Origin of the sequence: Methylomarinum sp. Ch1-1 (assembly GCF_030717995.2) — a bacterium.
GTDB classification, from domain to species: domain Bacteria; phylum Pseudomonadota; class Gammaproteobacteria; order Methylococcales; family Methylomonadaceae; genus Methylomarinum; species Methylomarinum roseum.
The window spans coordinates 303,954-328,019 of record NZ_CP157743.1 but is presented as its reverse complement, the minus strand read 5'-3'; the positions used below and the strand labels follow the sequence as shown (position 1 = coordinate 328,019).

The window sequence follows — 24,066 nt, the reverse complement described above, 5'->3', positions numbered from 1 at the left end:
TTTTAGCTGCCTTTTTTTTGTCCGCTTAGCTGGTTTTCACCATTATACGCTGTTTTTTGATATGCCTGATTAGTCGGTAAGCCAGGAGTATCAATACGATATCCGCATAGATCAACGGCTCATTTAAATCCGATTTAACGAGCAGGATATAGTGTAGCACTGCCGTTATCGCCGCCGGATAAATAAGGCTATGCAGTCTTTTCCAGTTTTTCCCCAGGCGTCTTTGCATGTTTTTGCTGGAGGTCATCGCCATCGGCAACAATAGGACGAAGGTAATCAGGCCGAACAATATATAGGGGCTTTCCCGGATTTCATCGAGCAATGCTTGTGATGATAAAGACAGATCCAGAACGATATACACCAGTAGATGCATGAAAGCATAGAAAAAACAATAGAGTCCCAGCATGCGACGAAACCGGTTGACCCAATGTTGTCCGGTCAGATGTTTATAAGGGCTTAAAAACAGATTGAGGCATAAAAATCGCAAAGCCCAGTCGCCCAGCCTAATGTGCAGGGCTTCGATCGGGTTGGCGCCGAGATTATCCTGCCAGGTGTCCAGGCACAACAGCAGGAACGGCGTTAGGCAGACAATAAAAACGGCAAGTTTGATCAGGCCCCATGCTTGTTTGCTAGGTTGCATCAGAAAAATTTTTTCAGATCCATGCCGCGGTAGAGTGCTGCGACTTGTTCGCCGTAGCCGTTGAATTTTTCGGTCCTGCGTTTTGGGGTGAAAATACTGGCGCCGAGCATTCGTTCACGAGCCTGGCTCCAGCGCGGATGAGGGACTTCGGGATTGACGTTGGCGTAAAAACCGTACTCCCCCGGCGCGCGTTGATTCCATGCCGTTGCCGGCATACTTTCCAATAGTCTTATTCTGACGATGGCTTTGATGCTTTTAAAGCCGTATTTCCAGGGGACGACCAGGCGTAGCGGCGCGCCGTTTTGTTTGGGGAGTTCTTGGTCATACATGCCGGTCGCCAGCAAAGTCAGCGGATGCATCGCTTCGTCGATACGCAGACCTTCGCGATAAGGCCAGGGCAGAGAGTCGCCGCCCTGGCCAATCATGACCCTTGGATTGTATAAGGTGGTGAATTCTACGAATTTGGCGCGCGAGGTCGGTTGAAATTTTTTCAGCAATTCGCCTAGCGGAAAGCCTATCCAAGGCACGACCATAGACCAGGCTTCCACGCAGCGAAAGCGGTAGATTCTTTGTTGTAGTGGATTGTCTTTTAGGATGTCCTCCAGATTATAAATACCTGGTTTATCCACTTCGCCGTCTATTTTTACTTGCCAAGGCGAGGTTTGCAGACCCTGAGCCAATACCGTGGCGTCGGTCTTGTTGGTGGTGAACTCGTAATAATTGGTGTAATGACTGACATCTTCAAAGTCGGTGACCTGCAAATCTTGCGAATAAGGACCGACAGGAATGTTTTGATAACGTTTGTCCGTCGCGCTTACTGAGTTTGGCAACATGCTGGCGACACTGATGCCCATCGCAGCCTTGATAATCTGTCGGCGGGCCTTAAAAACGGACTGATCGGTTATCTCACTGCTGGCGATGTTCGGCGATTCCTTGATTAGCATGATGGGGCCCTATCGATTGTTGGATATATCGGGATAACGAGATGATGCAGGCTAAATACTTACTATTAGTAAACATGACTGGCGAAGAGTTCACAACAAAGACGTATCGATAATGCAGCGAAGGCGATCGCGGCAACATAGCAAGTGCTTATTTTTGGGTCTAGCAAATTTTGTCTAAGTTGAATTGTTTTACGAAAGTGATTAAAGTTCAGGTCGAGGAGTGAACTAAGACTATAGAGGCTGATTATGAAAATTACAAAAAGCTTGCAAACGATAATTGTGTTGGGGATGGCGCTGCTGGCCGGCAATGTTTTTGCCTACAGTTCGGAAAGCGAAGACAAGAAATGTAAGAAACCGAGATTCAGAACCTTCGAACCGGCTCATTTGTCCGAAGTCGAGCCGGAAACGAAGATATCCTTCCATGTGTCCAACTGGGCCGACCCCGCGACAATCAAGGCCGAGGCTAGAAAAGTGCCGATGGAGGTTGACGTGGTCGATAAGATGAACTTTTTTGTCGTGACCGCTAAATTGCCGTCTTCGGTCAGCGGCAAATATGCGCGTATCCATATCGAGGCGAAGGCAAAAGACGGCGGCTGCCGTGGACAGGATGGCTGGTTGTTGAAAGTGAAAAAAGCAACGGCTACCAGCGAGCCTTCTGCGGCCGAAGCGGCGGCGGAAACGGCGGAGAAATAGTCGTCAATTCCCCCCTCCTAGGCAATCTCAGTATGGCAGCTTGTCCTGTTGAGCGCGCCACAGTTCGAAGGGTCTGCGCGCATTGCCGATCGTCAATTGACGCATCGCAATTTTTCTTTGTTCGGGGTGTTTTTCCAATTCGTCATAAATGAAGCAGTCGTCAAAGCCTGCGGCTGCGGCATCCAAACGGTTGCTAGCATAGTAGACTTCCTTCAATCTGGCCCAATAAATGGCGCCCAGACACATGGGGCAGGGTTCGCAGCTGGCGTAGAGTATACAGTCGGTCAGTTGGAAATCCTGAAGAAATTGACAGGCGGCCCTGATCGTCATGATTTCGGCATGCGCCGTCGGATCGAGATCATGGGTGACCCTATTGCCGCTGCTGGCGATAACACGGCCATCATGGACGATGACGGCGCCATAAGGGCCGCCGCTGTTGGCGACGACATTTTGACAAGCCAGTTCTATCGCTTGCTGTAGAAATTGCTGATGCATTTACAGGTTTAACGGATTATTCGGGTCGATGCCTTCCATGAAAGGCAGGCGTCTGGCTTGGTTGGTGATTTGATAGACCTTGCCCAGCCAGTTGTTGAAGACGGCCTTGGCCGAGTCTCTCCAGGTATTGTCCAGATATTCGATGATCGCCGCTTCGGGGAATGGCGGCATCTCATGTTCGGAGGCTTTAGCCGTCTTGATTTGTAACTCATATTCGGCGAAGACATGACGGACCGTCTCGTTGAAATAGTGTTCCGGGTAGGGGGGATAATCCTTGCGTTCGCCGTGATAATAACGAATCACTTCGCGTTTGTATTCTTTTAGCAGGCTGATGTCGTCGTATTCAGGATGGCCCTGGAAAAATACGATGCGAAAACCATCCGGACTGACGGCTAGATGCACGCCGGCTTCCAGACTGACGACCAGCACCTTCAGCCCGTGTTGCTCCATGTCGTTTTGGAAAATTTCGTTGAAGCGCGAGTGGGGCACATCGAAGCGGGTATTGATTTCGGCAACCAGCGGGTGTTTGCGATCCAAGACCTTGTGCGAAAAAACGCCCCAGCGCTTAGCGGGCAGGCGCGTGCGTTCTATGCCATAACAATATTGAATCAACGCATGGGTGGCAAGACAGGAACAGAGTATGGACGTGACATTTTCCTTGGCCCAGGCAAAAACTTCGGTCAGAGGCTGCCAGAAATCCTCGTCTTGCAAGTGATTATGGGTGACGTTGGCGCCGCTGATGATCAGCGCGTCCAGGCCCTCTTGCTTGATTTGTGCGAACGATTCGTAATAAGTGTCTATATGGGCCTGGGCCTGAGGGCTGCGAGCCAGGCCGTTGATGGTGAATAGGTGTACATGGAATTGGGCGATTTGATTGCAGGCGCCGACCAGACGAAGAAACTGTCTTTCGGTGGCTTCCAGCGCTGCGTCCGGCATGATGTTAAGCAAGCCGATATGCAATTCGCGTATATGTTGGTGACTGGCGCGGTCGGGCGTGAGGATGTCTTCGCCTTCTTCTTTTAGGCGCTGAAACGTTGGCAGGGCTGTATGGGCAACCAGAGGCATAGTATGACCTGTTAGGACTGTTTGGCGATAGCATCTGCGATAATCTGCAGAAAATCCTGTTCGCCGGTTACATGAGCGATATCGTCTGCCGAAACCGTGTAGCCGTATCGGTCGGCAATTGCTTCATAGCGCGGCAGTCTGGACTTGAATAGCTCGGGAAAGACCCAGCTGGCAAAGTCATCGGGTTGAATGCGGTCGGTACAGTCATAGCTATGCAGGGCCATGTACTCAGCCAATTTTTCGTCCAAAAAGGCTTCACGGTAATAAAGCGGTTTAGGGTCGCTCTTGGCGCGCTCGATAATGGTTTTTTCCATCGCCGGAGGAATCTTGATATAAACAATAAGCGTGTGTTCGGCCAGCTCTTCGATCACCTCCGGGCAGTCCAGTTCGCAGACGCTGCCGCCGGCATCGTTCAGAAAGTGTTTGTAACCATAGATGTCTTCGGCTTTCTGTATGAAATCAGGCACATCCCGCATCGCCGCGATTTCAGCTTGGCGATGCAGGGCTTGGCGGCGCTTGAACTCGGTCAGGGATAAGCCCCCTTGCGCAGGGTCTCCCAGTTTGCCGAGAAAGCTGGAAACCGGGGCCAGGTTGTCGACGGTAATGTTATTGCAGATATAAATAGAGTCGGTAAGCAGCAGGTTTCTCAGGAACGGAACTTCCATGGCCTGGCGTTTGATGTTGTCCAGGATGGGTTCAGAGAGATATTTGGTGCCGATCCGGTAATCGCCGGAATAATGGAACCATTTGTCCTTGGGAAGTTTGTTGGCCAATGTGGTTTTGCCGGCGCCGGACATGGCCAGCAGGGTGATGCTTTTGGATTCCCAGTCAAGGAATTGCCGGGGACTCATTTTCATGTCTTCAATATCCTAGTCGTAATAGTCGGAAAGATCGATGTCTTCTTGGCCCGGAGAGTTATGATTGTCCGTGTCGGAATAACCTAGGTCGTCGCGTTCGATCTCGCCATAGGGTGCGCTCCAATCCTCCGGTTCCTCGATATAATCGAAAGTCGAATTGTACCATGTCTCGTTGTCGTATTCGCCAATGTCGCCATCGAGATATTGAACTTCGATCAGGTCGCTATCTTCTTCTATGGCTACGACGGTGAAGGTCAAATTGTTTTCAACATCCTTATACCAACGGCCAATTACTGGGTCTGTGATAGTAGTCATTGTTGTACTCCAATTTTCGAATAGTTGACATGCTCATCATATCGTAACTATTCCGCATATTTCTGATTTTTAGCCCGGATTTTTCAGAAAACCATTCACGCATAAACTGTACCAGTAAAGTATGCCCATCCCCATTAATCCTCAGGCATGGGGTTTTAATACTTCTTTCAAAAGAGCAAGGCCGCTAAAATGCGCAAGCTGGAAATTGCTGATCATGCGCAGTGCTTATACAGCCTTTTCTGGATATGCATAGCATGCTTGTATTGGCTGAGATCTGAGGGCATGCGGAGGTGAGATAATCAATGAGCGATTCTCAACCGCATTTGGGAACGATGTCGGCGGCTGCGTGTTCAATCAGCTGCACCGCTTTCATAACACCCTGGCTGCCGCTGATTGTTGCGCCTATCGATGAGGCGCGCTCGCTGAATGCTTGGTTGCTGAGTACGACGTCGATGCGCGAGGCAAGCCCGGCGGCTGTCGCGCGTTTTGCCGACAATGATTTCGGCGCGATACCCAGTTTTTCCAATGTTTGTCCCCAGAATAGTTGTTCGTCCATAAAAGGGATGACGATGGAGGGGCGGCCGCAGAGAGAGGCGGAGTGCGTTGTTCCTGCGCCGCCATGATGGACCACGGCGGCGCAGTGGGGGAACAGGCGCTGGTGGGGGTGTTTGCCGATGAAATAAATATTGTCTAGTTCGCTGTTCTCTGGATATCGTTCGGCGCTGGTTTGGATGATGGCGCGGCAGCCGACAAGACGGCAGGCGTCGATAAAGAGCTGCATGCTCCAATCCGGAACGGCTTGCTGCAAGCTGCCGAAGGTCATATAAACAGGCGCCGGACCTGAATCCAAAAACAGGCGTAACTTGTCATCGATGCGCCAGTCATCGGCGTCGGCGGGTAAATTGAGAAATCCGCAGGCATGATGATGCGGCGGCCAATCTAGATAGCCAGGACAGAGGGCAGGGTCGACGGCGACTAGATCAAGGCGGTCAGAGCTCAATAGATCGGATAATACCGATTTTATATCGGGCATTCCTTCCGCTCGCCAAAGACGCGTCAACTTTTCTTTCAGCATCAGATTAAACGCAAAATCGAGGATTCGCCACTGCCAGGGATTGAGTAGCGGGCCCAGGTCGGGGAATCTAATGGGTGCTTGGCTGCGGGTCGGTATAATGCCGTGACAGAATGTAACGCTGTAGAAGGTTTTGTCCTGTTTCAATGCGGCGAGTTTCAGCGGATAGAGAAAATGATGGCCGATGACCAGGTCGTTATCGGAGACCAAATGTTTGGCGGCCTGGTAGATCTCTGCCTCATAGGGGAAAAAAGCGGTTTCCAACAAGGCGACCAGCCATTGTGCGCTGTTCATGCGAAATGTCAGTTGCGCAAATGCCTCTAGATCAAAGTTGAATCGTTCGGGAGTCTGCAGGTAGTCGATGTTGAGCCGTTCGCACACTGCATGGTAATTTCTGTTGTCGAGGCTGCTGACGACCAGAGTGACCTTATGGCCGGCTTGTTGTAATCCGTTTGCCAATGCAATCATCGGTCTGATGTCGCCATTAGAGCCCCAGGTTTGAATGCCTATCTTCATAAGTATCGTAATTGCGTCATGGAGGCAAGACTATAGCAATGTTTGCTTCATCGAACAAAAAGCTTGACACTTTGCGTTGAGGCTGTAAAATACGCCTTCTTTCGTTGATTGGGTTCGACGGAAGGGCGCAGGAAGCGGTTGGAGCTGAAAGTTGGCTGGGGTTTTTGAGGGTCGCCGGGAGGCGGTTCGAAAGGGCCGAAAAAACTTTTGACAAACGGATTTGAGGCTGTATAATGGCCGGCTCTTTCGAGGTGATCGAGACGGAGCTTGCTCTGTCGGATCGTTTCGAAGTCGCCAGGACGGCGGCAAAAAAAGTTGAAACGGAGGTTGACAAGTTGAGATTCTGCTGTAAAATAGGCGAGCTCAACAGGGCTTCGGTCCTCGGCCGGTTGATCCGGTCACGCTCTTTAACAAACAAGTCGAAATAATTTGTGTGGGTACTTGTGGTGGATATTTTAGACTGTATTAAGATATTCGACACAGATATTCGCGTCAATACATGTTTTATGAATTTACGTACAATTCTGCGTCGAGCCAAGATTGGATACTCGTCTTATTGAGTATCAAGCATTATTAAACTGAAGAGTTTGATCATGGCTCAGATTGAACGCTGGCGGTATGCTTAACACATGCAAGTCGAACGGCAGCGCGGAGAGCTTGCTCTCTGGCGGCGAGTGGCGGACGGGTGAGTAATGCGTAGGAATCTGCCTAGTAGTGGGGGACAACTCGGAGAAATCCGAGCTAATACCGCATACGCCCTACGGGGGAAAGCGGGGGCTCTTCGGACCTCGCGCTATTAGATGAGCCTACGTTAGATTAGCTAGTTGGTGGGGTAAAGGCCTACCAAGGCGACGATCTATAGCTGGTCTGAGAGGATGATCAGCCACACTGGGACTGAGACACGGCCCAGACTCCTACGGGAGGCAGCAGTGGGGAATATTGGACAATGGGCGAAAGCCTGATCCAGCAATACCGCGTGTGTGAAGAAGGCCTGAGGGTTGTAAAGCACTTTCAATTGGGAGGAAAAAGCATCGGCCAATACCCGGTGTCTTGACATTACCTTTAGAAGAAGCACCGGCTAACTCCGTGCCAGCAGCCGCGGTAATACGGAGGTGCGAGCGTTAATCGGAATTACTGGGCGTAAAGCGTGCGTAGGCGGTTGTTTAAGTCAGATGTGAAAGCCCCGGGCTTAACCTGGGAACTGCATTTGAAACTGGGCAACTAGAGTTGAGTAGAGGGGAGTGGAATTTCAGGTGTAGCGGTGAAATGCGTAGAGATCTGAAGGAACACCAGTGGCGAAGGCGACTCCCTGGACTCAAACTGACGCTGAGGTACGAAAGCGTGGGTAGCAAACAGGATTAGATACCCTGGTAGTCCACGCCGTAAACGATGTCAACTAACCGTTGGGCGCATTAAGTGCTTAGTGGTGGAGCTAACGTATTAAGTTGACCGCCTGGGGAGTACGGCCGCAAGGCTAAAACTCAAATGAATTGACGGGGGCCCGCACAAGCGGTGGAGCATGTGGTTTAATTCGATGCAACGCGAAGAACCTTACCTACCCTTGACATCCTCAGAACTTGTTAGAGATAACTTGGTGCCTTCGGGAACTGAGTGACAGGTGCTGCATGGCTGTCGTCAGCTCGTGTCGTGAGATGTTGGGTTAAGTCCCGTAACGAGCGCAACCCTTATCCTTAGTTGCCAACACGTGATGGTGGGAACTCTAGGGAGACTGCCGGTGATAAACCGGAGGAAGGTGGGGACGACGTCAAGTCATCATGGCCCTTATGGGTAGGGCTACACACGTGCTACAATGGCCGGTACAAAGGGCAGCGAACTTGCGAGAGTCAGCAAATCCCAGAAAGCCGGTCTTAGTCCGGATTGCAGTCTGCAACTCGACTGCATGAAGTCGGAATCGCTAGTAATCGCGAATCAGAATGTCGCGGTGAATACGTTCCCGGGCCTTGTACACACCGCCCGTCACACCATGGGAGTGGGTTGCAAAAGAAGTGGGTAGTCTAACCTTCGGGAGGGCGCTCACCACTTTGTGATTCATGACTGGGGTGAAGTCGTAACAAGGTAGCCCTAGGGGAACCTGGGGCTGGATCACCTCCTTACAAAGACAGCTAAAGGCCGTCATGAGTGTCCACAACAAATTATTTCGATTGAGAGTATGAGCCTGGGCCTGTAGCTCAGTTGGTTAGAGCGCACCCCTGATAAGGGTGAGGTCGGAGGTTCAAATCCTCCCAGGCCCACCAATTTTGCGCATAACGGCGTTAAAGCTTCGCTCATGTGCTGACGCACACTACGCGAACCTTTGCCTTGTTCTGCACAAAATTCCTGCGAAGGAAATATTGGTTCTGGGGTTATATTGGATTTGAAGTTAAGCCAGGCGCTTAATGAGAATAACCAGTAAAAGGGGCCATAGCTCAGCTGGGAGAGCGCCTGCCTTGCACGCAGGAGGTCGGGAGTTCGATCCTCCCTGGCTCCACCATTACACAGACTAACTCTATAAGGTTTGAGAAGACTTTATAGAATTAGGCTTTGTAGGAAGTTTAATAGCTCTTTAACAATGTGGAAATCTGTAAACGAATTAAAGTAAAACCGTAAGGTTAAATTTTAATGAGTTCTCAAGCAGAAAAAAAGCGAAAATGTCAGCTGATTGATATAACACAGCAGACTGGACGCAAAGCGAATCGGGGATTGATCGATTTAGTTTTTAAATTGATTGATCGACGGTAGGCTGAGTGAACAGACTGATTGGGGTTATATGGTCAAGTGAATAAGCGCATACGGTGAATGCCTAGGCAGTAAGAGGCGAAGAAGGACGTTGTAGCATGCGATAAGCTGCGGGGAGTTTGCAAACAAACTTTGATCCGCAGATTTCCGAATGGGGAAACCCAATGGGCACAAGCTCATTATCTTATCCTGAATACATAGGGGTAAGAGGCGAACCGGGAGAACTGAAACATCTAAGTACCCCGAGGAAAAGAAATCAACCGAGATTCCCTAAGTAGTGGCGAGCGAACGGGGACCAGCCCTTAAGCATTTAGCAAGTTAGTAGAACAGTCTGGAAAGTCTGGCGATACAGCGTGATAGCCGCGTATACGAAAACTTATTAAGTGTGAAATCGAGTAGGTCGGAGCACGTGAAACTTTGACTGAACATGGGGGGACCATCCTCCAAGGCTAAATACTCCTTACTGACCGATAGTGAACCAGTACCGTGAGGGAAAGGCGAAAAGAACCCCGGAGAGGGGAGTGAAATAGATCCTGAAACCGTATGCGTACAAGCAGTGGGAGCCCCGCACCTAAATTGTTTTGGGCGGAGACTCTTCAGCGTTAACTTAACGTCATCGAACACTGAGCGATAGTGCCTAAATAAGGAATTTAGGTGCGGGGCAGGCCCCGCTATGATGACAAAAAATAACAAAGAAGAGACTTGAGATCGAATGTATTATGCTTATGTGCTTCAATCGGAAGCAGAAGATGATAGGTTTTACCTGGGAAGTACGACGGATTTAAAACGTCGTAGGCAAGAACATAACCAAGGTAAAAATAAGTCCACGAGAGGATATCAATGGAAATTGGTGTACTACGAAGCTTATCTATCTGAAGCCGAATCTAGAGAACGAGAACATAAACTCAAGCAAGACGGTCGAGCCAAACGGTTCTTAATGCAGCGCATTAAGACGAGTTTAAAAACAACTTAGGGGCTTGCCCCGCACCTAAATTCCCAATTAGATGCGAGGTAAGTCAATGAATCACAGTGCTCAATAAAGCATTGTAGATATCCGTGCCAGAATAATTTAGGTGCGGGGTGACTGCGTACCTTTTGTATAATGGGTCAGCGACTTACATTTTGTGGCCAGCTTAACCGACTAGGGGAGGCGTAGCGAAAGCGAGTCTTAATAGGGCGTTTAGTCGCAAGGTGTAGACCCGAAACCGGGCGATCTATCCATGGCCAGGTTGAAGATCAGGTAATACTGATTGGAGGACCGAACCCACTTATGTTGAAAAATGAGGGGATGAGCTGTGGATCGGAGTGAAAGGCTAATCAAGCCCGGAGATAGCTGGTTCTCCTCGAAAGCTATTTAGGTAGCGCCTCGTGTATGACTGCTGGGGGTAGAGCACTGTTTCGGCTAGGGGGTCATCCCGACTTACCAACCCGATGCAAACTCCGAATACCAGCAAGTTTGAGCACGGGAGACACACGGCGGGTGATAAGGTCCGTCGTGGAAAGGGAAACAGCCCAGACCGTCAGCTAAGGTCCCCAAATCTATGCTCAGTGGAAAACGATGTGAGAAGGCCCAGACAGCCAGGAGGTTGGCTTAGAAGCAGCCATCCTTTAAAGAAAGCGTAATAGCTCACTGGTCGAGTCGGCTTGCGCGGAAGATTTACCGGGGCTAAGCATAGTACCGAAGCTACGGATCAGCACATTCCACTTTAGCTTATTTGAGAGACGATTGTGAGCGCGGTAGCGCGAACAAAGCGCCCATCACGATGAGGCGAGCCGTCAGAGAGTAAGTTAAAGGGAATGTGCTGGTGGTAGAGGAGCGTTCTGTACGCCTGCGAAGGGAAGTTGAGAAGCTTCCTGGAGGTATCAGAAGTGCGAATGCTGACATGAGTAACGATAATGGAGGTGAAAAACCTCCACGCCGAAAGCCCAAGGTTTCCTGCGCAACGTTAATCGACGCAGGGTTAGTCGGCACCTAAGGCGAGGCCGAAAGGCGTAGTCGATGGAAAACAGGTTAATATTCCTGTACTTGTTATAACTGCGATGGGGTGACGGAGAAGGCTAGGTCAGCTGCCTGTTGGAATAGGTAGTTTAAGCGTGTAGGGAGTGAAATTAGGCAAATCCGGTTTCACAATCCTGAGGCGTGACGACGAGTCTCTTTATAAGGAGACGAAGTGATTGATGCCCTGCTTCCAAGAAAACCCTCTAAGCTTCAGGTTATGACGAGCCGTACCCCAAACCGACACAGGTGGGTGGGATGAGAATTCTAAGGCGCTTGAGAGAACTCGGGTGAAGGAACTAGGCAAAATGGTACCGTAACTTCGGGAGAAGGTACGCCCTTGTTAGGTGAAGGCCCTGCGGCTGGAGCTGAAGAGGGTAGCATTAAACTGGTGGCTGCGACTGTTTAGCAAAAACATAGCACTCTGCAAACACGAAAGTGGACGTATAGGTGTGACGCCTGCCCGGTGCCGGAAGGTTAATTGATGGGGTTACCCCTCACCTAGATTATTTAGAGCCATGTATTACGTTTACGTGCTGTATAGTCGGACGGAAGATGAATTTTATCTGGGTTCGACGATTGATTTAAAAAAACGTCTGCGCCAACACAGGCAAGGCGAGAACAAATCGACAAAAAAAGCACAGGACTGGATCGTATCTTATTATGAAGCCTACTTAACAGAGCAGGCGGCAAAAGGACGGGAAAGTCAGTTAAAACGAAGTGGCAAAGCGTATCACAGCTTAAGACAGCGGATACGGGAAAGCATAGATAATCTAGGTGAGGGGGAAGCTCTTGATCGAAGCCCCGGTAAACGGCGGCCGTAACTATAACGGTCCTAAGGTAGCGAAATTCCTTGTCGGGTAAGTTCCGACCTGCACGAATGGCGTAACGATGGCCACACTGTCTCCACCCGAGACTCAGTGAAATTGAAATCGCTGTGAAGATGCAGTGTACCCGCGGCTAGACGGAAAGACCCCGTGCACCTTTACTATAGCTTTACACTGGACTTTGAGCCTACTTGTGTAGGATAGGTGGGAGGCTTTGAAGCGGCGACGCCAGTTGTCGTGGAGCCATCCTTGAAATACCACCCTGGTATGTTTGAAGTTCTAACCTAGACCCGTTATCCGGGTTGGGGACAGTGTATGGTGGGTAGTTTGACTGGGGCGGTCTCCTCCCAAAGAGTAACGGAGGAGCACGAAGGTACCCTCAGCATGGTCGGAAATCATGCAATGAGTGCAAAGGCATAAGGGTGCTTGACTGCGAGACGGACAGGTCGAGCAGGTACGAAAGTAGGTCTTAGTGATCCGGTGGTTCTGAATGGAAGGGCCATCGCTCAACGGATAAAAGGTACGCCGGGGATAACAGGCTGATACCGCCCAAGAGTTCATATCGACGGCGGTGTTTGGCACCTCGATGTCGGCTCATCACATCCTGGGGCTGAAGCAGGTCCCAAGGGTATGGCTGTTCGCCATTTAAAGTGGTACGCGAGCTGGGTTCAGAACGTCGTGAGACAGTTCGGTCCCTATCTGCCGTGGGCGTTTGAGATTTGAGGGAAGCTGCTCCTAGTACGAGAGGACCGGAGTGGACGATCCTCTGGTGTTCCGGTTGTCACGCCAGTGGCATTGCCGGGTAGCTATGATCGGACAGGATAACCGCTGAAAGCATCTAAGCGGGAAGCCCCTCCCAAGATGAGATCTCACTGGGACCATGAGTCCCCTGAAGGGCCCTAAGAGACTATTAGGTTGATAGGTCAGGTGTGGAAGTGCAGTAATGTATGAAGCTAACTGATACTAATTGCCCGTGAGGCTTGACCATATAACACCCAATCGGTTTGATAATCGAGAGCGTGTGATATGGCAGCCTGACAAGACGCTTTTCAATGCACGAGAACGAACGATACAGATTTCCATGGATCAACCTAGACGTTGATCATGACAGTTGGTAAGACGACCCGTCGAAACCAGCTAAACACCTTTGCTTGGTGAACATAGCGAGAGTGAACCACCCGATCCCATCCCGAACTCGGCAGTGAAACCTCTTAGCGCCGATGATAGTGTGGCAGGTTGCCATGCGAAAGTAGGGAATCGCCAAGCTTTTAATTGAAAAACCCGTTCAGAAGCCTGAACGGGTTTTTTTTTGCCTACAGGGAAGGTGGTAAGGAGCGTGAGCAGGAGCGGAAGCTTTGCCTAAAAAAGTAGCCTGGATGCAGCGCAGCGGAATCCGGGAAAAGGGATGGCCTTATCCCTCACAATCTCTCATTGGGGAAAATATGAATCGCCAGCCAGATCGTTTCGCTGTCGTCCGGCGTCCATGCGACCCGATGTTTGACATGGGCCGGAATCAATAGATAATCTCCCTCCATTAGTCGCTGAATCGAGCTCGGTTCGCTGAACTCGAGTTCGGCCTGGCCTTTCAGTAACAGCACCCATTCGTCCTGAGGCTGGTCATACCATTCATGTTTCGGAGTATGCTGTCCTTTTGATATGATGCGTTCGACTTGTATGTTGCCTTGCCGATGCAGGGTTTCAAATAACTCTTCGGGTAACTCTGTCGGGATATTGCTGAAAATATTTTGTGGTACTGATATAGTCACGGTTCTTCCTGGAGTTAGATCAGTCGATTTAATGATAACTAAAGATAGCGGGTTTGTAGCATGAATAAACAAGTTGTTTCCGTTGCATTAGAAAAAGCACCCGGAATTATTTTATGGTTGCTGAAATGGCTTGATAAAGCCAGATTGCTAGATTTTCTCGCTCCGTTGGCGCTGCGTCTCTATTTAGTGCCGGTATTATGGATGGCGGGCAGCAAGAAATTTGTCAATTTCACCAGCACCGCGGACTGGTTTGGCAACAGCGAATGGGGGCTGGGTTTGCCGATGCCCTATCTGCTGGTGTTTCTAGTCGCGTTGATCGAGATACTCGGTGCATTATTCTTGCTGTTTGGTTTCGGCGTGCGTTTGATATCTATTCCGCTGATGATGGTGATGCTGGTCGCCGGAATTATCGTGCATTTGCAAAACGGCTGGCTGGCCATTGCGACAGGCAGCGGTATATTCGCAACGGATAGAACAGTCGGGGCGATTGAGCGCCTGGATATGGCAAAAACGATCCTGAAGGATTACGGCAATTATCAATGGCTGACCGAAAATGGCGAATTTGTCGTGTTGAACAACGGTATCGAGTTCGCAGCGACCTATTTCATTATGCTGCTGGTGTTGTTCTTTCTCGGAGGAGGGCGCTACGTCAGTGTCGATTATTGGCTGGCCAAAAAATATAGTGGGGTGTAGGAAGGAGAATATTCGGTCTTGTACTTTATTAAGGTACAAGTCGTAGGTTGGGCTGAGCGATAGCGAAGCCCAACATTTCCGGCGCGCCTCAATTTGTGTATAACGATGAGCTTTTAAGGCTACGAAATACCTGACTGTGAAAATCTGGAGTTTTAAATCAAATGACCGTCAAATGAAATTCCAAGACGACCAGTCGATCATTTTGGCTTATAGCTCTTTTTTCAAGAACAATCTTGCGAGAAAAATCAAATACTTAATCAAATGAAGGTTTTTTTTAAGCAGTTGTTTTTAAATACAGATCGTTTGTAAAAATGCAAAATTAATTGCGTCTGTCAAATGAAAAAGCTGTCATGCCCAGAATGGCACATAGCGATAAGCCTTTCTATTTGCCTTAGGGTCGTATAAACGAATCAGACCCGCATCAACGGTTTGCTTGATGACACGGCTTGCAATAGCGCTGTTGCTTTCATCAATATTCAACCGCTCTCTCAACGAAGTATTGTTCATTGGCTCTCGATTAACATACTTTAAGCAGCAATGTTGATAGCAGGCTCGAATTCGATCTTCGGTATCCATTTCCTTATGTTCTTTGTGTGCGAACAGCACGACTCGCGTATGGTTATCAGTTTGCTCAAAAATAGGAGCCGGCAACTGATTCCGTCAATACCCGATGTTCATGTATTTCAATTAAGTAGCTAGCTGGTGATTTCGTTTCCAGCTTAATTAGTGCCTGACCGAAAATTGATTATCCCTAAAATAATCAATGGGATATAATGAATTCCGGGAAATGAGTTTTCAGCCCAAAATCACGATTGTTGCGTTGCTCAATCCGTAAGGTACTGATTTTAGGTGAGCGCCGCCATAAAAATTTACGAAAACCAGAAATCTTCGTCCGTTGAAATCCTATGCGCACCGTCAAGAATCCGCAAATGAGCCTCGGTCAGGTCGATATTGCCGACATCGAGATTAACCTCAAATCCAGAGACGACATCCCGCAACTGCTGCTAGGGTTGCAGTACATCTATACCACGCCCGAACTGCGCGACCGTGTGTTCGCCATCCTCGAGCAGGTTATTCCCTACCGAAGCGGTCAGGGCCTTAGCGAAGCAGAGCGTCAGCAACCCGCTGACCCAAGGCGCGGTCGGCCCGGCCTGGAACAATGGAAAATTCTAGTGCTGGGCGTTTTGCGTCTGGGCCTGAATACCGACTACGACCGCATCCATGAACTGGCCAACCACCACAATACCATTCGACAGATGCTGGGCCATAGCGACTGGTGTGACGACACGAAGTATTCTCTCCAGCGCATCAAAGACAATCTAAGGCTGTTCACCCCGGAACTGTTCGATCAAATCAACCAGGAAGTGGTCAGAGCCGGCCATGCCCTGGTAAAAAAAAAAAGCCAAACGCTGGGCCAACCGTCCGCAGTGACTCGACTGCCGCCGCGACGGTCGACCACAGCGATAAACTGAGAGGGCGGTGCGATTCCTTTGTGGTCGAAACCGACGTCCATTTTCCGACCGACATCAACCTGCTGTATGATGCGATCCGCAAAGCTATTGAAGAGAGTCATACGCTGGCGAAACACCATGACCTGCCGGACTGGCGCCAATACCGGCACAACATCCGGCGACTCAAACAACAGTACCGAAGAGCTCAACAGCTCAAACGCTCCACCAGCCAGGATGAAAACAAACAAGCCGTACGGGAACAAGCCATCCAACAGGCTCATCAGACCTACCTGGACCTGGCGAGCGCCTACCTGGGCAAATCCGAGCGCACCTTAAAACAAGCCCTGGACCGTGGCGCCCTGGCCGATGAAACGCAGCCGTTGCAATCCTACCAGGCCTATGCCCGCCTGCTGCTGGACCAAATTGAGCGCCGCGTCATACGCAGCGAAACCATCCCTCATGCCGAAAAGATCTTCTCCGTGTTTGAACCGCACACCGAATGGATCAGCAAAGGCAAAGCAGGCGTCCCGGTTGAGTTGGGTTTAAGGGTCTGCGTGATGGAGGACCACCATCGCTTCGTTCTTCACCACCTAGTGATGGAAAAGCAAACCGATGACAAAGTCGCCGTCGACATGGTCACCGAAACGCGCCGGCGCTTCCCCGAACTGACCGTGACCAGCTTCGACAAAGGCTTTCACAGCCCGGCTAACCAAAAGGAACTGAAAAATCATCTGGAACAGGTGGTTTTGCCCAAAAAAGGCCGACTCAGCGCCGCGGATCAAGCGCGGGAAGGCAGCAATGCTTTTAAACAACTACGCCACCAACACTCCGCCGTGGAATCGGCCATCAATGCCCTGGAGCATAACGGCTTGGATATCTGCCCCGACCACGGCCTCGATGGCTTCAAACGCTATGTCGCACTGGCGGTCGTCTCGCGCAATATCAAACGGTTGGGCGCCATCCTGCGTCAGCAGGCGCAGGCGAAAGAAAAACGCAAGCGCGGCCCCTACCAACAAGCGGCCTGAACAATACCATCGGAGTGAGAAAAGGCTCACTACAGGATAGTTGCGCCCGCAGACCGGTGAATGGCCCGCTAATGAAGAAATCAGACGAGACAGCGATGGATTTTTTCCGGAAAATGGCCTGGGCTGATCAAAATGAGTGTGGCAAAAGTTGGGTATCGGTTGAAAAAAAAGCTTTTTCTGTCAGACACTAGGGGCTGTTGCCGTTTCACATAGGTAACCATAAAAAAGCGCAAGCCAAGGCCACAGAAGCTTCAAAATTTCGTTTGAGCTTGTCATATCGTGTAGCAATAGCTCTGAAATGTTTCAGTCTTGCAAACACATTTTCAACGAGGTGACGATATTTGTAGAGACACCAATCCATATCATCATTCCCTACGTTTGAATTCTTTTTTCTTGGAATGACAGGAACAGTTCCTTTGTCTTGAATCTGAACACGTAGTGGTTCACTGTCATAGCCTTTGTCAGCAACGATATAGTCAGCTTTAGGCAGTTCAGCGACCAAGGTTGGCGCTTCTTTACAATCATGAACTTCGCCACCCGTCACTGTAAAGTGGATGGGAAGACCACAGGCATCAACAGCCATATGAATTTTGGTTGTATTACCCGCAACAGATTTACCAATCGCCGATTCTTGCCCATAGGCCGCACCGCTACTATGCTGATGAGCTTTCACAATACTTCCATCAATAAATTCCCATTCCAAGTCAGGCTCAACTATCAGTTCGTTAAAAATACCCATCAGTTTTTCTTTACGAGACCATTCATTGAAGCGTTTATAAACAGCATTCCAGTTACCAAAGGCACTGGGTAGATCTCGCCAGGGACAACCTACGCGCAAACGATAAAAAATCCCTTCGGTTGTTTGCCGAAGAAAGGGTTTGTCATATATCCCCATTTTCAACATAATCATCTTCAATTTTCCCCAGTGTTCATCCGTAAACATTTGTCGCGGCATAGTTTGCTTGTTTTTGGCTCAAAATAAACAAGTTATGAGGCGGAATTATTGAAATTCAAGGGTAAGTTACAAAACGGCAACAGCCCCTAATTAGGCTGCAAGGCTCGTTTATGAACCTTGCAGTTTGATAGCACTTAGCGCTTCAGTTTTTCCTTCAACATTTTATTGACTTCGCCGGGGTTGGCCTTGCCTTGAGTCTCCTTCATGACTTGGCCGACGAAGAAGCCGAACACCTTGTCCTTACCGCCCAGATATTGTTCGACCTGGGCCGGGTTGTTGGCGATGATCGTATCTATGATCGTCTCGATCGCGCCGCTATCGGTGATTTGCTTCAGGCCCTTCGCTTCGATGATCTCATCGGCGCTGGCTTCGCTGTTCCACAGCTCGTCGAACACCTGCTTGGCGATCTTGCCTGAGATCGTGTTGTCGGCGATGCGTTTCAACAATCCGGCCAGGCGACCGTGATCGATTGGGCATTGCGTAACTTCCAAACCGGCTTTGTTCAATGCGCCGATCAAGTCGCCACTGATCCAGTTAGTCGATAATTTGGCTTCGCCGCCCGATTCCTTCATGACAGCTTCGTAATAATCGGCCAGTTCGCGGGATGAGGTCAGCGTCGCGGCGCTTTCGTTATCCATGCCGTATTGCTCGATAAAGCGGGCTTTCTTGGCATCGGGCAGTTCCGGTAATTCCGTCTTGATCTGGTCTTTCAGCGATTCTTCGATATGGACCGGCAGCAGATCCGGATCCGGGAAGTAGCGGTAATCGTTGGCTTCTTCCTTGCTGCGCATCGAGCGGGTCTCGTCCTTGTTGGCGTCATAAAGGCGCGTTTCCTGCACGACCTTGCCGCCGCCTTCGAGTAGGTCGATTTGACGCTCGATCTCGTAATTGATCGCCTTCTCGACGAATTTGAACGAGTTGATGTTCTTGATTTCGGCGCGGGTGCCGAATTCTTGCTGGCTTTTCAAGCGCACAGAGACATTGGCGTCACAGCGAAACGAGCCTTCCTGCATGTTGCCGTCGCAAACGCCCAGATAACGGACCAGTTCATGCAGTTTGCGCATATAGGCGACGGCTTCCTTGGCCGATCGCATGTCCGGTTCTGAGACGATTTCCAGCAACGGCGTGCCGGCGCGGTTCAGGTCGATGCCGGTCAGGCCGTGAAAATCTTCATGCAGAGACTTGCCGGCGTCTTCTTCCAGATGTGCGCGGGTGACGCCGATGCGCTTAGTCATGCCGTCGACCTCGATATCCAGATGGCCATTGCCGACGATCGGCAGTTCGAACTGACTGATTTGATAGCCTTTCGGCAGATCGGGGTAGAAATAGTTTTTACGCGCGAATATCGAATACGGCGCGATTTCCGCGTCGATGGCCAATCCGAATTTGACCGCCATGCGCACGGCTTCCCGGTTCAGTACCGGCAGTACGCCGGGCAGCCCTAAATCGACCGCACAGGCCTGAGTGTTCGGCTCCGCGCCATAAGCGGTTGACGCGGCAGAGAAAATTTTGGATTTGGTCGCTAATTGAGCGTGAATTTCAAGACCGATTACTGTTTCCCATTCCATCATACGACTCCTTATTCAAAACCTTTGGGTGCTTGCTTGTGCCAGTCGCTGACTTGCTGATATTGGTGAGCGATATTCAACAAGCGCGCTTCTGCGAAGTAATTGCCGATGATTTGCAGTCCGACTGGTTTGGCGTCGGCAAAGCCCGCCGGGATCGACATCGCCGGCAGACCGGCTAAGTTGATCGCGATGGTATAGATATCGGATAAATACATCTGAATCGGATCGCCGGATTTTTCGCCGATGGCGAAGGCGGTCGATGGCGAAACCGGGCCCATCAATACATCGACTTCGGATAAGGCCTTGTTGAAGTCATCGCTGATCAAGCGGCGCACTTGTTGCGCCTTCAGGTAATAGGCGTCGTAATAGCCGGCCGACAAGGCATAGGTGCCCATCAGGATGCGGCGTTTGACTTCAGGGCCGAAGGCTTCGCCGCGCGAGCGGGTATACATATCGGTCAAATCGGCCGGTTTGTCGCAGCGATAACCGAAACGAACGCCGTCGAAACGGGACAGGTTGGCCGAACATTCCGCCGAGGCGATGACGTAGTAGGACGGGATCGCCAACTTCAGGTTGGGCATCGAGACTTCTTTGACTTCGGCGCCTAGCTTTTTGTATTCGTTGACGGTCGCTTCGATCACCGCGGCGATGTCGCCGTTCAAATCTTCGCTGAAGAACTCCTTGGGCAGGCCGATTTTTAAGCCTTCTATGCTGTCGTTCAACGTTGCGCTGTAATCCGGCACTTCGCTATCGACGCTGGTCGAATCTTTCGGGTCGAAGCCGGCCATCGTTTGCAATAACAATGCGGCATCCTCGGCGCTGCGAGCCATCGGTCCACCTTGGTCGAGACTGGAAGCATAGGCGATCATGCCATAACGAGACACTCTGCCGTAAGTCGGTTTCAAACCGGTGATGCCGCATAAGGAAGCGGGTTGACGGATCGAGCCGCCGGTGTCGGTGCCGGTCGCGGCCGGCACGAGCCGGGCGGAGATGGCGGCTGCGGTGCCGCCGGACGAGCCGCCGGGTACGATATCGAGATTCCAAGGGTTTTTGACCGGACCGTAATAACTGGTTTCATTGGACGAGCCCATCGCAAATTCATCCATGTTCAGTTTGCCCGGCATTACGGCGCCGGCCTGGTTGAATTTTTCGATGACGGTGGCGTCATAAGGGGCAATGAAATTATCCAGCATCTTAGAGCCGCAACTGGTTTTGATGCCCTGAGTGCAAAAAATGTCTTTTTGCGCGACCGGAATGCCGGTCAAGGCTGTGGCTTCGCCTTTCGCCAGCTTGATATCGGCGGCTTTGGCCTGTTTCAGCGCGCTTTCTTCGCTGACGCTGATGAAACAGTTGAGAGCTTGATGTTGATTGATACGGTCTAAAAAAAACTGGGTCAATTCTACGCTAGAGTATTTCTTAGCGCGCAGATCCTTGGCGAGCTCGGTGATAGTCTTGTTGTGCATAATAACCTATTAATCGATAACTTTGGGAACCAGATAGAGTCCGTTTTCCACCTGCGGGGCAATGGCTTGAAAATGTTCGCGCTGATTGTCTTCTTTCACTTCGTCAGGACGCAACCTCTGGACCTGGTCCAGCGGGTGAGCCATCGGCTGAACCCCTTCGGTGTCCAGTTCACCCATTTGCGTCATCAGATTTAAGATGTTGGAAAGGTCTTTGGCATAATTTTCAATATCTTGCGTGTCGATGCCCAGGCGTGCGAGATGGGCGATTTTGGTTACGTCATCGGCCGTTAACGACATTTTAAAACTCCAAGTTACATTTAATGTAAATATGATACTTTATATCTTGCCCAAATACCTACTTGATTGATAAAGTAGCACAATTTTATATTCGCTAAGGATACCGTAAAGATGTTCAAAAGAATTCGCGGCCTATTTTCTAATGATTTGTCGATCGATTTAGGGACTGCAAACACCTTGATTTATATACCAGGCCAAGGAATTGTTCTGAATGAGCCATCTGTCGTGGCAATAAAGGAAGATCGCATACGCGGCGCGAAAACCATCGCCGCCGTCGGTATCGACGCCAAAAACATGCTGGGTCGCACGCCGGGGAATATCACTGCAATCCGGCCGCTGAAGGATGGCGTCATCGCCGATTTCGCCGTGACCGAACGCATGTTGCGTTTTTTTATCGAAAAGGTTCATGAAAGCAAATTGCTTCGTCCCAGCCCTCGCATACTGATTTGTGTGCCGTGTGGGTCGACCCAGGTGGAAAGACGTGCGATTCGTGAGTCGGCGGCGATGGCCGGCGCGCGCGAGGTTTATCTGATCGAGGAGCCGATGTCAGCGGCGGTCGGCGCCGGTCTCCCGGTCGACGAAGCGCATGGTTCGATGGTGCTGGACATCGGTGGAGGAACTTCCGAGGTCGCGGTGATTTCGTTGAACGGCATCGTTTATTCGGCGTCGGTGCGGATCGGCGGCGACCGTTTCGATGAGGCGATTATCAATTATGTACGCAGAAATTACGGCACGCTGATCGGCGAGGCGACCGCTGAAAAAATCAAACACGAAGTCGGCGCCGCTTATCCCGGCAGCGAGGTCAAGGAAATTCAGGTGACCGGCCGCAACTTGGCGGAAGGGGTGCCGCGCAGCTTTTCGTTGAACAGCAACGAGATCTTGGAAGCCTTGCAGGAGCCGCTGTCCGGCATCGTCGGTTCGGTGAAGGTGGCGCTGGAGCAGACGCCTCCGGAATTGGGCGCCGATGTCGCCAGCCGCGGCATCGTGTTGACCGGCGGCGGGGCGCTGTTGAAAGACATCGATCGTTTGATCGCCGAAGAAACCGGGTTGCCGGTTTATATCGCCGATGATCCATTGACCTGTGTCGCGCGTGGCGGCGGCATGGTGCTGGAAATGCTCGATGATAAAGGGGTTTCGGCGTTTTCGTTGGAATAGCGATTTTTTGTCAACAGCGATTTAGTCGACGAGCAACGGTTCGGGTTACGCTGGGCGAACAAAAAAATGGTAGTGAGCCGGGACTCAATTAGTCAATGACGTTGCTATTCCACGTCATTTTCAGAAAATACAGAATCGTTATTAAGTTACTTTCTTCGTCAGAGGTTTTGTCATAAAGCTTTTATTTGCAACAGGCCCTTCGTTGAATACCCGCTTGTTGGTCGCGGTTTTGCTGTCGGTGGCGCTGCTGGTTGTCGATCAGCGCAGTACTGGCTTGCATTCTTTAAGGTCGGCGTTATCGCTGCTGGTGTATCCGGTGCAGCTGCTGGTCAGTTTGCCGGTTGATATGGCGGAATATGTCAATGACACCTTTGTTTCCTATCGGACATTACAAACAGAAAACAGCGAACTGAAAGAGAGGCAATTGGTTAATGATGCCAAGTTGTTGAAGCTGGCGGCGCTGGAAAAAGAAAATATTCGTTTACGGGCATTACTGGAAAATTCATTCAAGCTCGGCGAACAGGTGTTGGTGGCGGAATTACTTTCGGTCAATCTGGCGCCCTATGAGCATATCGTCGTCGTCAACAAAGGCAGCCGCTTCGGAGTGTATAGTAAACAGCCGGTATTGGATGCCCAAGGTGTGGTCGGTCAAGTGGTCAGGACTTTGCCGGCCAGTTCGGAGATCATGCTGATTACCGATCCGAATCACGCCATTCCCGTGCAAGTCAATCGCAACGGTCTTCGCACCATCGCGATCGGCAGCGGTCGGATCAATCAGCTAAAATTGCCGTTTTTACCGAATAATGCCGATATCTTGCCTGGCGATCTGTTGGTGACATCCGGTTTGGGAGGCACCTTTCCGCAAGGTTATCCAGTCGCCGTCGTCGATGAATTCAAGGTTCGGCCTAATAAGCCATTCGCCAGCATATCGGCGACGCCGAAGGCGGAGCTGGATAAAAGCCGGGAATTTCTGATCGTCTGGAGTGATGCGACGCCGGTGCCGTTGACCGATAAACAAATGGAATCCAGTCAGGAACCAGGCGATGCCACAGAATAGTCATTCCGGGATGTTGATCTATGCTTTGTCCATCGTGACGGCAATGATGTTGAGAATAATGCCGTTCCCGCCGACATTGGAAAACTTCAATCCTGACTGGGTCTTGCTGGTATTGATTTATTGGTCTTTGGCGATACCGGAACGATTTGGCGTCTTCAATGCTTGGTCGGTGGGCTTATTGGTCGACGTGTTGACCGGCAGGCTGCTGGGACAATTTGCGCTGATTTATTCGCTGGTTTGTTATTTCGCCGTCAAGCTGCATAAACGCATACGCCATTATCCGATTCCTCAGCAAAGTCTTTTTGTGTTCTTCTGTTTGTTGTTGGGGCAGTTGATTATCTTCTGGATCGAAAGCATGCAGGGAACCAATCAATTAACGTCGGCGTTCTGGTTTCCGGTTATTTCAGGCACTTTGCTGTGGCCCGCCGTTTATTATGTGCTGCGCCTTATTCGTGCATTGCTGCACATCGCTTAACGCAC

At 50.5% G+C, this 24,066-nt stretch carries 20 protein-coding genes, 2 tRNA genes and 3 rRNA genes; 12 read left to right on the top strand and 13 right to left on the bottom strand.

Annotated features, from left to right (window positions below; translation table 11 throughout):
* Nucleotides 1–25: 25 nt before the first annotated feature.
* A complete protein-coding gene (locus Q9L42_RS01935) occupies nucleotides 26–640 on the bottom strand; it encodes a sulfite oxidase heme-binding subunit YedZ (protein ID WP_305910108.1) in 615 nt (204 codons plus the stop codon).
* Complete coding sequence (msrP, locus tag Q9L42_RS01930) at nucleotides 640–1,584, bottom strand: protein-methionine-sulfoxide reductase catalytic subunit MsrP (RefSeq protein ID WP_349431796.1); 945 nt, start codon at nucleotides 1,582–1,584, stop codon at nucleotides 640–642. Before msrP ends, Q9L42_RS01935 begins: the two co-directional genes overlap by 1 nt.
* Before the next feature lie 246 nt (nucleotides 1,585–1,830).
* Between msrP and Q9L42_RS01925 the strand changes: the two genes are divergently transcribed.
* The gene (locus tag Q9L42_RS01925) at nucleotides 1,831–2,277 is read left to right on the top strand and encodes a hypothetical protein (protein ID WP_305910109.1); all 447 of its coding nucleotides are present in this window, start codon (nucleotides 1,831–1,833) and stop codon (nucleotides 2,275–2,277) included.
* 27 nt (nucleotides 2,278–2,304) lie between these two features.
* On the opposite strand, the gene Q9L42_RS01920 is transcribed toward Q9L42_RS01925, so the two are convergent.
* The 5 genes from Q9L42_RS01920 to Q9L42_RS01900 all read right to left on the bottom strand — a co-directional run bounded on the left by Q9L42_RS01920 (nucleotide 2,305) and on the right by Q9L42_RS01900 (nucleotide 6,597).
* On the bottom strand, nucleotides 2,305–2,772 hold the full coding sequence (locus Q9L42_RS01920; RefSeq protein WP_305910110.1) for a nucleoside deaminase: 468 nt from the start codon (nucleotides 2,770–2,772) through the stop codon (nucleotides 2,305–2,307).
* Nucleotides 2,773–3,837 (bottom strand): homoserine O-succinyltransferase MetA, encoded by a 1,065-nt coding sequence (gene metA / locus Q9L42_RS01915; RefSeq protein WP_349431795.1) that lies wholly within the window; start codon nucleotides 3,835–3,837, stop codon nucleotides 2,773–2,775.
* 11 nt (nucleotides 3,838–3,848) lie between these two features.
* Complete coding sequence (locus tag Q9L42_RS01910; protein WP_305910112.1) at nucleotides 3,849–4,694, bottom strand: ATPase; 846 nt, start codon at nucleotides 4,692–4,694, stop codon at nucleotides 3,849–3,851.
* A 12-nt stretch (nucleotides 4,695–4,706) separates the two neighbouring features.
* A complete protein-coding gene (locus Q9L42_RS01905) occupies nucleotides 4,707–5,009 on the bottom strand; it encodes a DUF6763 family protein (protein WP_305910113.1) in 303 nt (100 codons plus the stop codon).
* A 313-nt stretch (nucleotides 5,010–5,322) separates the two neighbouring features.
* Entirely contained in the window at nucleotides 5,323–6,597 is a 1,275-nt protein-coding gene (locus Q9L42_RS01900; protein ID WP_305910114.1) for a glycosyltransferase, read from the bottom strand.
* A 233-nt stretch (nucleotides 6,598–6,830) separates the two neighbouring features.
* Between Q9L42_RS01900 and Q9L42_RS01895 the strand changes: the two genes are divergently transcribed.
* From Q9L42_RS01895 to rrf, 6 genes are all read left to right on the top strand, one after another.
* Complete coding sequence (locus Q9L42_RS01895; protein WP_349431794.1) at nucleotides 6,831–7,025, top strand: hypothetical protein; 195 nt, start codon at nucleotides 6,831–6,833, stop codon at nucleotides 7,023–7,025.
* 147 nt (nucleotides 7,026–7,172) lie between these two features.
* Nucleotides 7,173–8,711: ribosomal RNA gene (locus Q9L42_RS01890) — 16S ribosomal RNA — on the top strand.
* Between the two features lie 64 nt (nucleotides 8,712–8,775).
* A tRNA-Ile gene (locus tag Q9L42_RS01885) sits at nucleotides 8,776–8,852 on the top strand.
* A 160-nt stretch (nucleotides 8,853–9,012) separates the two neighbouring features.
* A tRNA-Ala gene (locus Q9L42_RS01880) sits at nucleotides 9,013–9,088 on the top strand.
* A gap of 278 nt (nucleotides 9,089–9,366) precedes the next feature.
* Nucleotides 9,367–13,144, top strand: a 23S ribosomal RNA gene (locus Q9L42_RS01875).
* A 162-nt stretch (nucleotides 13,145–13,306) separates the two neighbouring features.
* Nucleotides 13,307–13,422: ribosomal RNA gene (gene rrf, locus Q9L42_RS01870) — 5S ribosomal RNA — on the top strand.
* The 16S, 23S and 5S rRNA genes sit together here with 2 tRNA genes alongside, the layout of an rRNA operon.
* A 152-nt stretch (nucleotides 13,423–13,574) precedes the next feature.
* Here the strand turns inward: rrf and Q9L42_RS01865 are convergent.
* Complete coding sequence (locus Q9L42_RS01865; RefSeq protein ID WP_349431793.1) at nucleotides 13,575–13,922, bottom strand: cupin domain-containing protein; 348 nt, start codon at nucleotides 13,920–13,922, stop codon at nucleotides 13,575–13,577.
* Between the two features lie 60 nt (nucleotides 13,923–13,982).
* Between Q9L42_RS01865 and Q9L42_RS01860 the strand changes: the two genes are divergently transcribed.
* A complete protein-coding gene (locus tag Q9L42_RS01860; RefSeq protein WP_305906340.1) occupies nucleotides 13,983–14,615 on the top strand; it encodes an HvfX family Cu-binding RiPP maturation protein in 633 nt (210 codons plus the stop codon).
* Nucleotides 14,616–14,963: 348 nt separating this feature from the next.
* Here Q9L42_RS01860 and Q9L42_RS01855 read toward each other — a convergent pair whose 3' ends face one another.
* The gene (locus Q9L42_RS01855) at nucleotides 14,964–15,191 is read right to left on the bottom strand and encodes a hypothetical protein (protein WP_305906341.1); all 228 of its coding nucleotides are present in this window, start codon (nucleotides 15,189–15,191) and stop codon (nucleotides 14,964–14,966) included.
* A 329-nt stretch (nucleotides 15,192–15,520) separates the two neighbouring features.
* On the opposite strand from Q9L42_RS01855, the gene Q9L42_RS01850 reads away from it, so the two are divergent.
* Nucleotides 15,521–17,091, top strand: a protein-coding gene (locus Q9L42_RS01850; protein WP_432648866.1) for an ISNCY family transposase whose coding sequence is annotated in 2 segments (ribosomal slippage) — nucleotides 15,521–16,081 and nucleotides 16,084–17,091 — 1,569 coding nt in all. Because the reading frame shifts where the segments join, the coding sequence is not laid out codon by codon here.
* Between the two features lie 205 nt (nucleotides 17,092–17,296).
* Here the strand turns inward: Q9L42_RS01850 and Q9L42_RS01845 are convergent.
* From Q9L42_RS01845 to gatC, 4 genes are all read right to left on the bottom strand, one after another.
* The gene (locus Q9L42_RS01845) at nucleotides 17,297–18,046 is read right to left on the bottom strand and encodes an IS5 family transposase (protein ID WP_305906342.1); all 750 of its coding nucleotides are present in this window, start codon (nucleotides 18,044–18,046) and stop codon (nucleotides 17,297–17,299) included.
* A gap of 134 nt (nucleotides 18,047–18,180) precedes the next feature.
* A complete protein-coding gene (gene gatB / locus Q9L42_RS01840; RefSeq protein WP_349431792.1) occupies nucleotides 18,181–19,614 on the bottom strand; it encodes an Asp-tRNA(Asn)/Glu-tRNA(Gln) amidotransferase subunit GatB in 1,434 nt (477 codons plus the stop codon).
* A gap of 11 nt (nucleotides 19,615–19,625) precedes the next feature.
* Nucleotides 19,626–21,077: an Asp-tRNA(Asn)/Glu-tRNA(Gln) amidotransferase subunit GatA gene (gene gatA, locus Q9L42_RS01835; protein ID WP_349431791.1), complete on the bottom strand. Its 1,452-nt coding sequence runs from the start codon at nucleotides 21,075–21,077 to the stop codon at nucleotides 19,626–19,628.
* A 9-nt stretch (nucleotides 21,078–21,086) separates the two neighbouring features.
* Nucleotides 21,087–21,374 (bottom strand): Asp-tRNA(Asn)/Glu-tRNA(Gln) amidotransferase subunit GatC, encoded by a 288-nt coding sequence (gene gatC / locus Q9L42_RS01830; RefSeq protein WP_305906343.1) that lies wholly within the window; start codon nucleotides 21,372–21,374, stop codon nucleotides 21,087–21,089.
* Between the two features lie 111 nt (nucleotides 21,375–21,485).
* Between gatC and Q9L42_RS01825 the strand changes: the two genes are divergently transcribed.
* The 3 genes from Q9L42_RS01825 to mreD all read left to right on the top strand — a co-directional run bounded on the left by Q9L42_RS01825 (nucleotide 21,486) and on the right by mreD (nucleotide 24,061).
* On the top strand, nucleotides 21,486–22,529 hold the full coding sequence (locus tag Q9L42_RS01825; RefSeq protein ID WP_305906344.1) for a rod shape-determining protein: 1,044 nt from the start codon (nucleotides 21,486–21,488) through the stop codon (nucleotides 22,527–22,529).
* A gap of 172 nt (nucleotides 22,530–22,701) precedes the next feature.
* Complete coding sequence (gene mreC / locus Q9L42_RS01820) at nucleotides 22,702–23,586, top strand: rod shape-determining protein MreC (RefSeq protein WP_305910116.1); 885 nt, start codon at nucleotides 22,702–22,704, stop codon at nucleotides 23,584–23,586.
* Entirely contained in the window at nucleotides 23,573–24,061 is a 489-nt protein-coding gene (gene mreD, locus Q9L42_RS01815) for a rod shape-determining protein MreD (protein ID WP_305906345.1), read from the top strand. Before mreC ends, mreD begins: the two co-directional genes overlap by 14 nt.
* Nucleotides 24,062–24,066 lie beyond the last annotated feature (5 nt).

What these genes read in the sequence shown, in the direction of transcription:
- Q9L42_RS01920 (WP_305910110.1), bottom strand. Translation starts at nt 2,772, where the DNA reads ATGCATCAGCAATTTCTACAGCAAGCGATAGAACTGGCTTGTCAAAAT.
- gatA (WP_349431791.1), bottom strand. Translation starts at nt 21,077, where the DNA reads ATGCACAACAAGACTATCACCGAGCTCGCCAAGGATCTGCGCGCTAAG.
- mreD (WP_305906345.1), top strand. Translation starts at nt 23,573, where the DNA reads ATGCCACAGAATAGTCATTCCGGGATGTTGATCTATGCTTTGTCCATC.
- Q9L42_RS01825 (WP_305906344.1), top strand. Translation starts at nt 21,486, where the DNA reads ATGTTCAAAAGAATTCGCGGCCTATTTTCTAATGATTTGTCGATCGAT.
- gatB (WP_349431792.1), bottom strand. Translation starts at nt 19,614, where the DNA reads ATGGAATGGGAAACAGTAATCGGTCTTGAAATTCACGCTCAATTAGCG.
- Q9L42_RS01855 (WP_305906341.1), bottom strand. Translation starts at nt 15,191, where the DNA reads ATGGATACCGAAGATCGAATTCGAGCCTGCTATCAACATTGCTGCTTA.
- Q9L42_RS01910 (WP_305910112.1), bottom strand. Translation starts at nt 4,694, where the DNA reads ATGAAAATGAGTCCCCGGCAATTCCTTGACTGGGAATCCAAAAGCATC.
- Q9L42_RS01895 (WP_349431794.1), top strand. Translation starts at nt 6,831, where the DNA reads ATGGCCGGCTCTTTCGAGGTGATCGAGACGGAGCTTGCTCTGTCGGAT.
- Q9L42_RS01905 (WP_305910113.1), bottom strand. Translation starts at nt 5,009, where the DNA reads ATGACTACTATCACAGACCCAGTAATTGGCCGTTGGTATAAGGATGTT.
- Q9L42_RS01925 (WP_305910109.1), top strand. Translation starts at nt 1,831, where the DNA reads ATGAAAATTACAAAAAGCTTGCAAACGATAATTGTGTTGGGGATGGCG.
- Q9L42_RS01935 (WP_305910108.1), bottom strand. Translation starts at nt 640, where the DNA reads ATGCAACCTAGCAAACAAGCATGGGGCCTGATCAAACTTGCCGTTTTT.
- Q9L42_RS01900 (WP_305910114.1), bottom strand. Translation starts at nt 6,597, where the DNA reads ATGAAGATAGGCATTCAAACCTGGGGCTCTAATGGCGACATCAGACCG.
- gatC (WP_305906343.1), bottom strand. Translation starts at nt 21,374, where the DNA reads ATGTCGTTAACGGCCGATGACGTAACCAAAATCGCCCATCTCGCACGC.
- Q9L42_RS01860 (WP_305906340.1), top strand. Translation starts at nt 13,983, where the DNA reads ATGAATAAACAAGTTGTTTCCGTTGCATTAGAAAAAGCACCCGGAATT.
- msrP (WP_349431796.1), bottom strand. Translation starts at nt 1,584, where the DNA reads ATGCTAATCAAGGAATCGCCGAACATCGCCAGCAGTGAGATAACCGAT.
- Q9L42_RS01845 (WP_305906342.1), bottom strand. Translation starts at nt 18,046, where the DNA reads ATGCCGCGACAAATGTTTACGGATGAACACTGGGGAAAATTGAAGATG.
- metA (WP_349431795.1), bottom strand. Translation starts at nt 3,837, where the DNA reads ATGCCTCTGGTTGCCCATACAGCCCTGCCAACGTTTCAGCGCCTAAAA.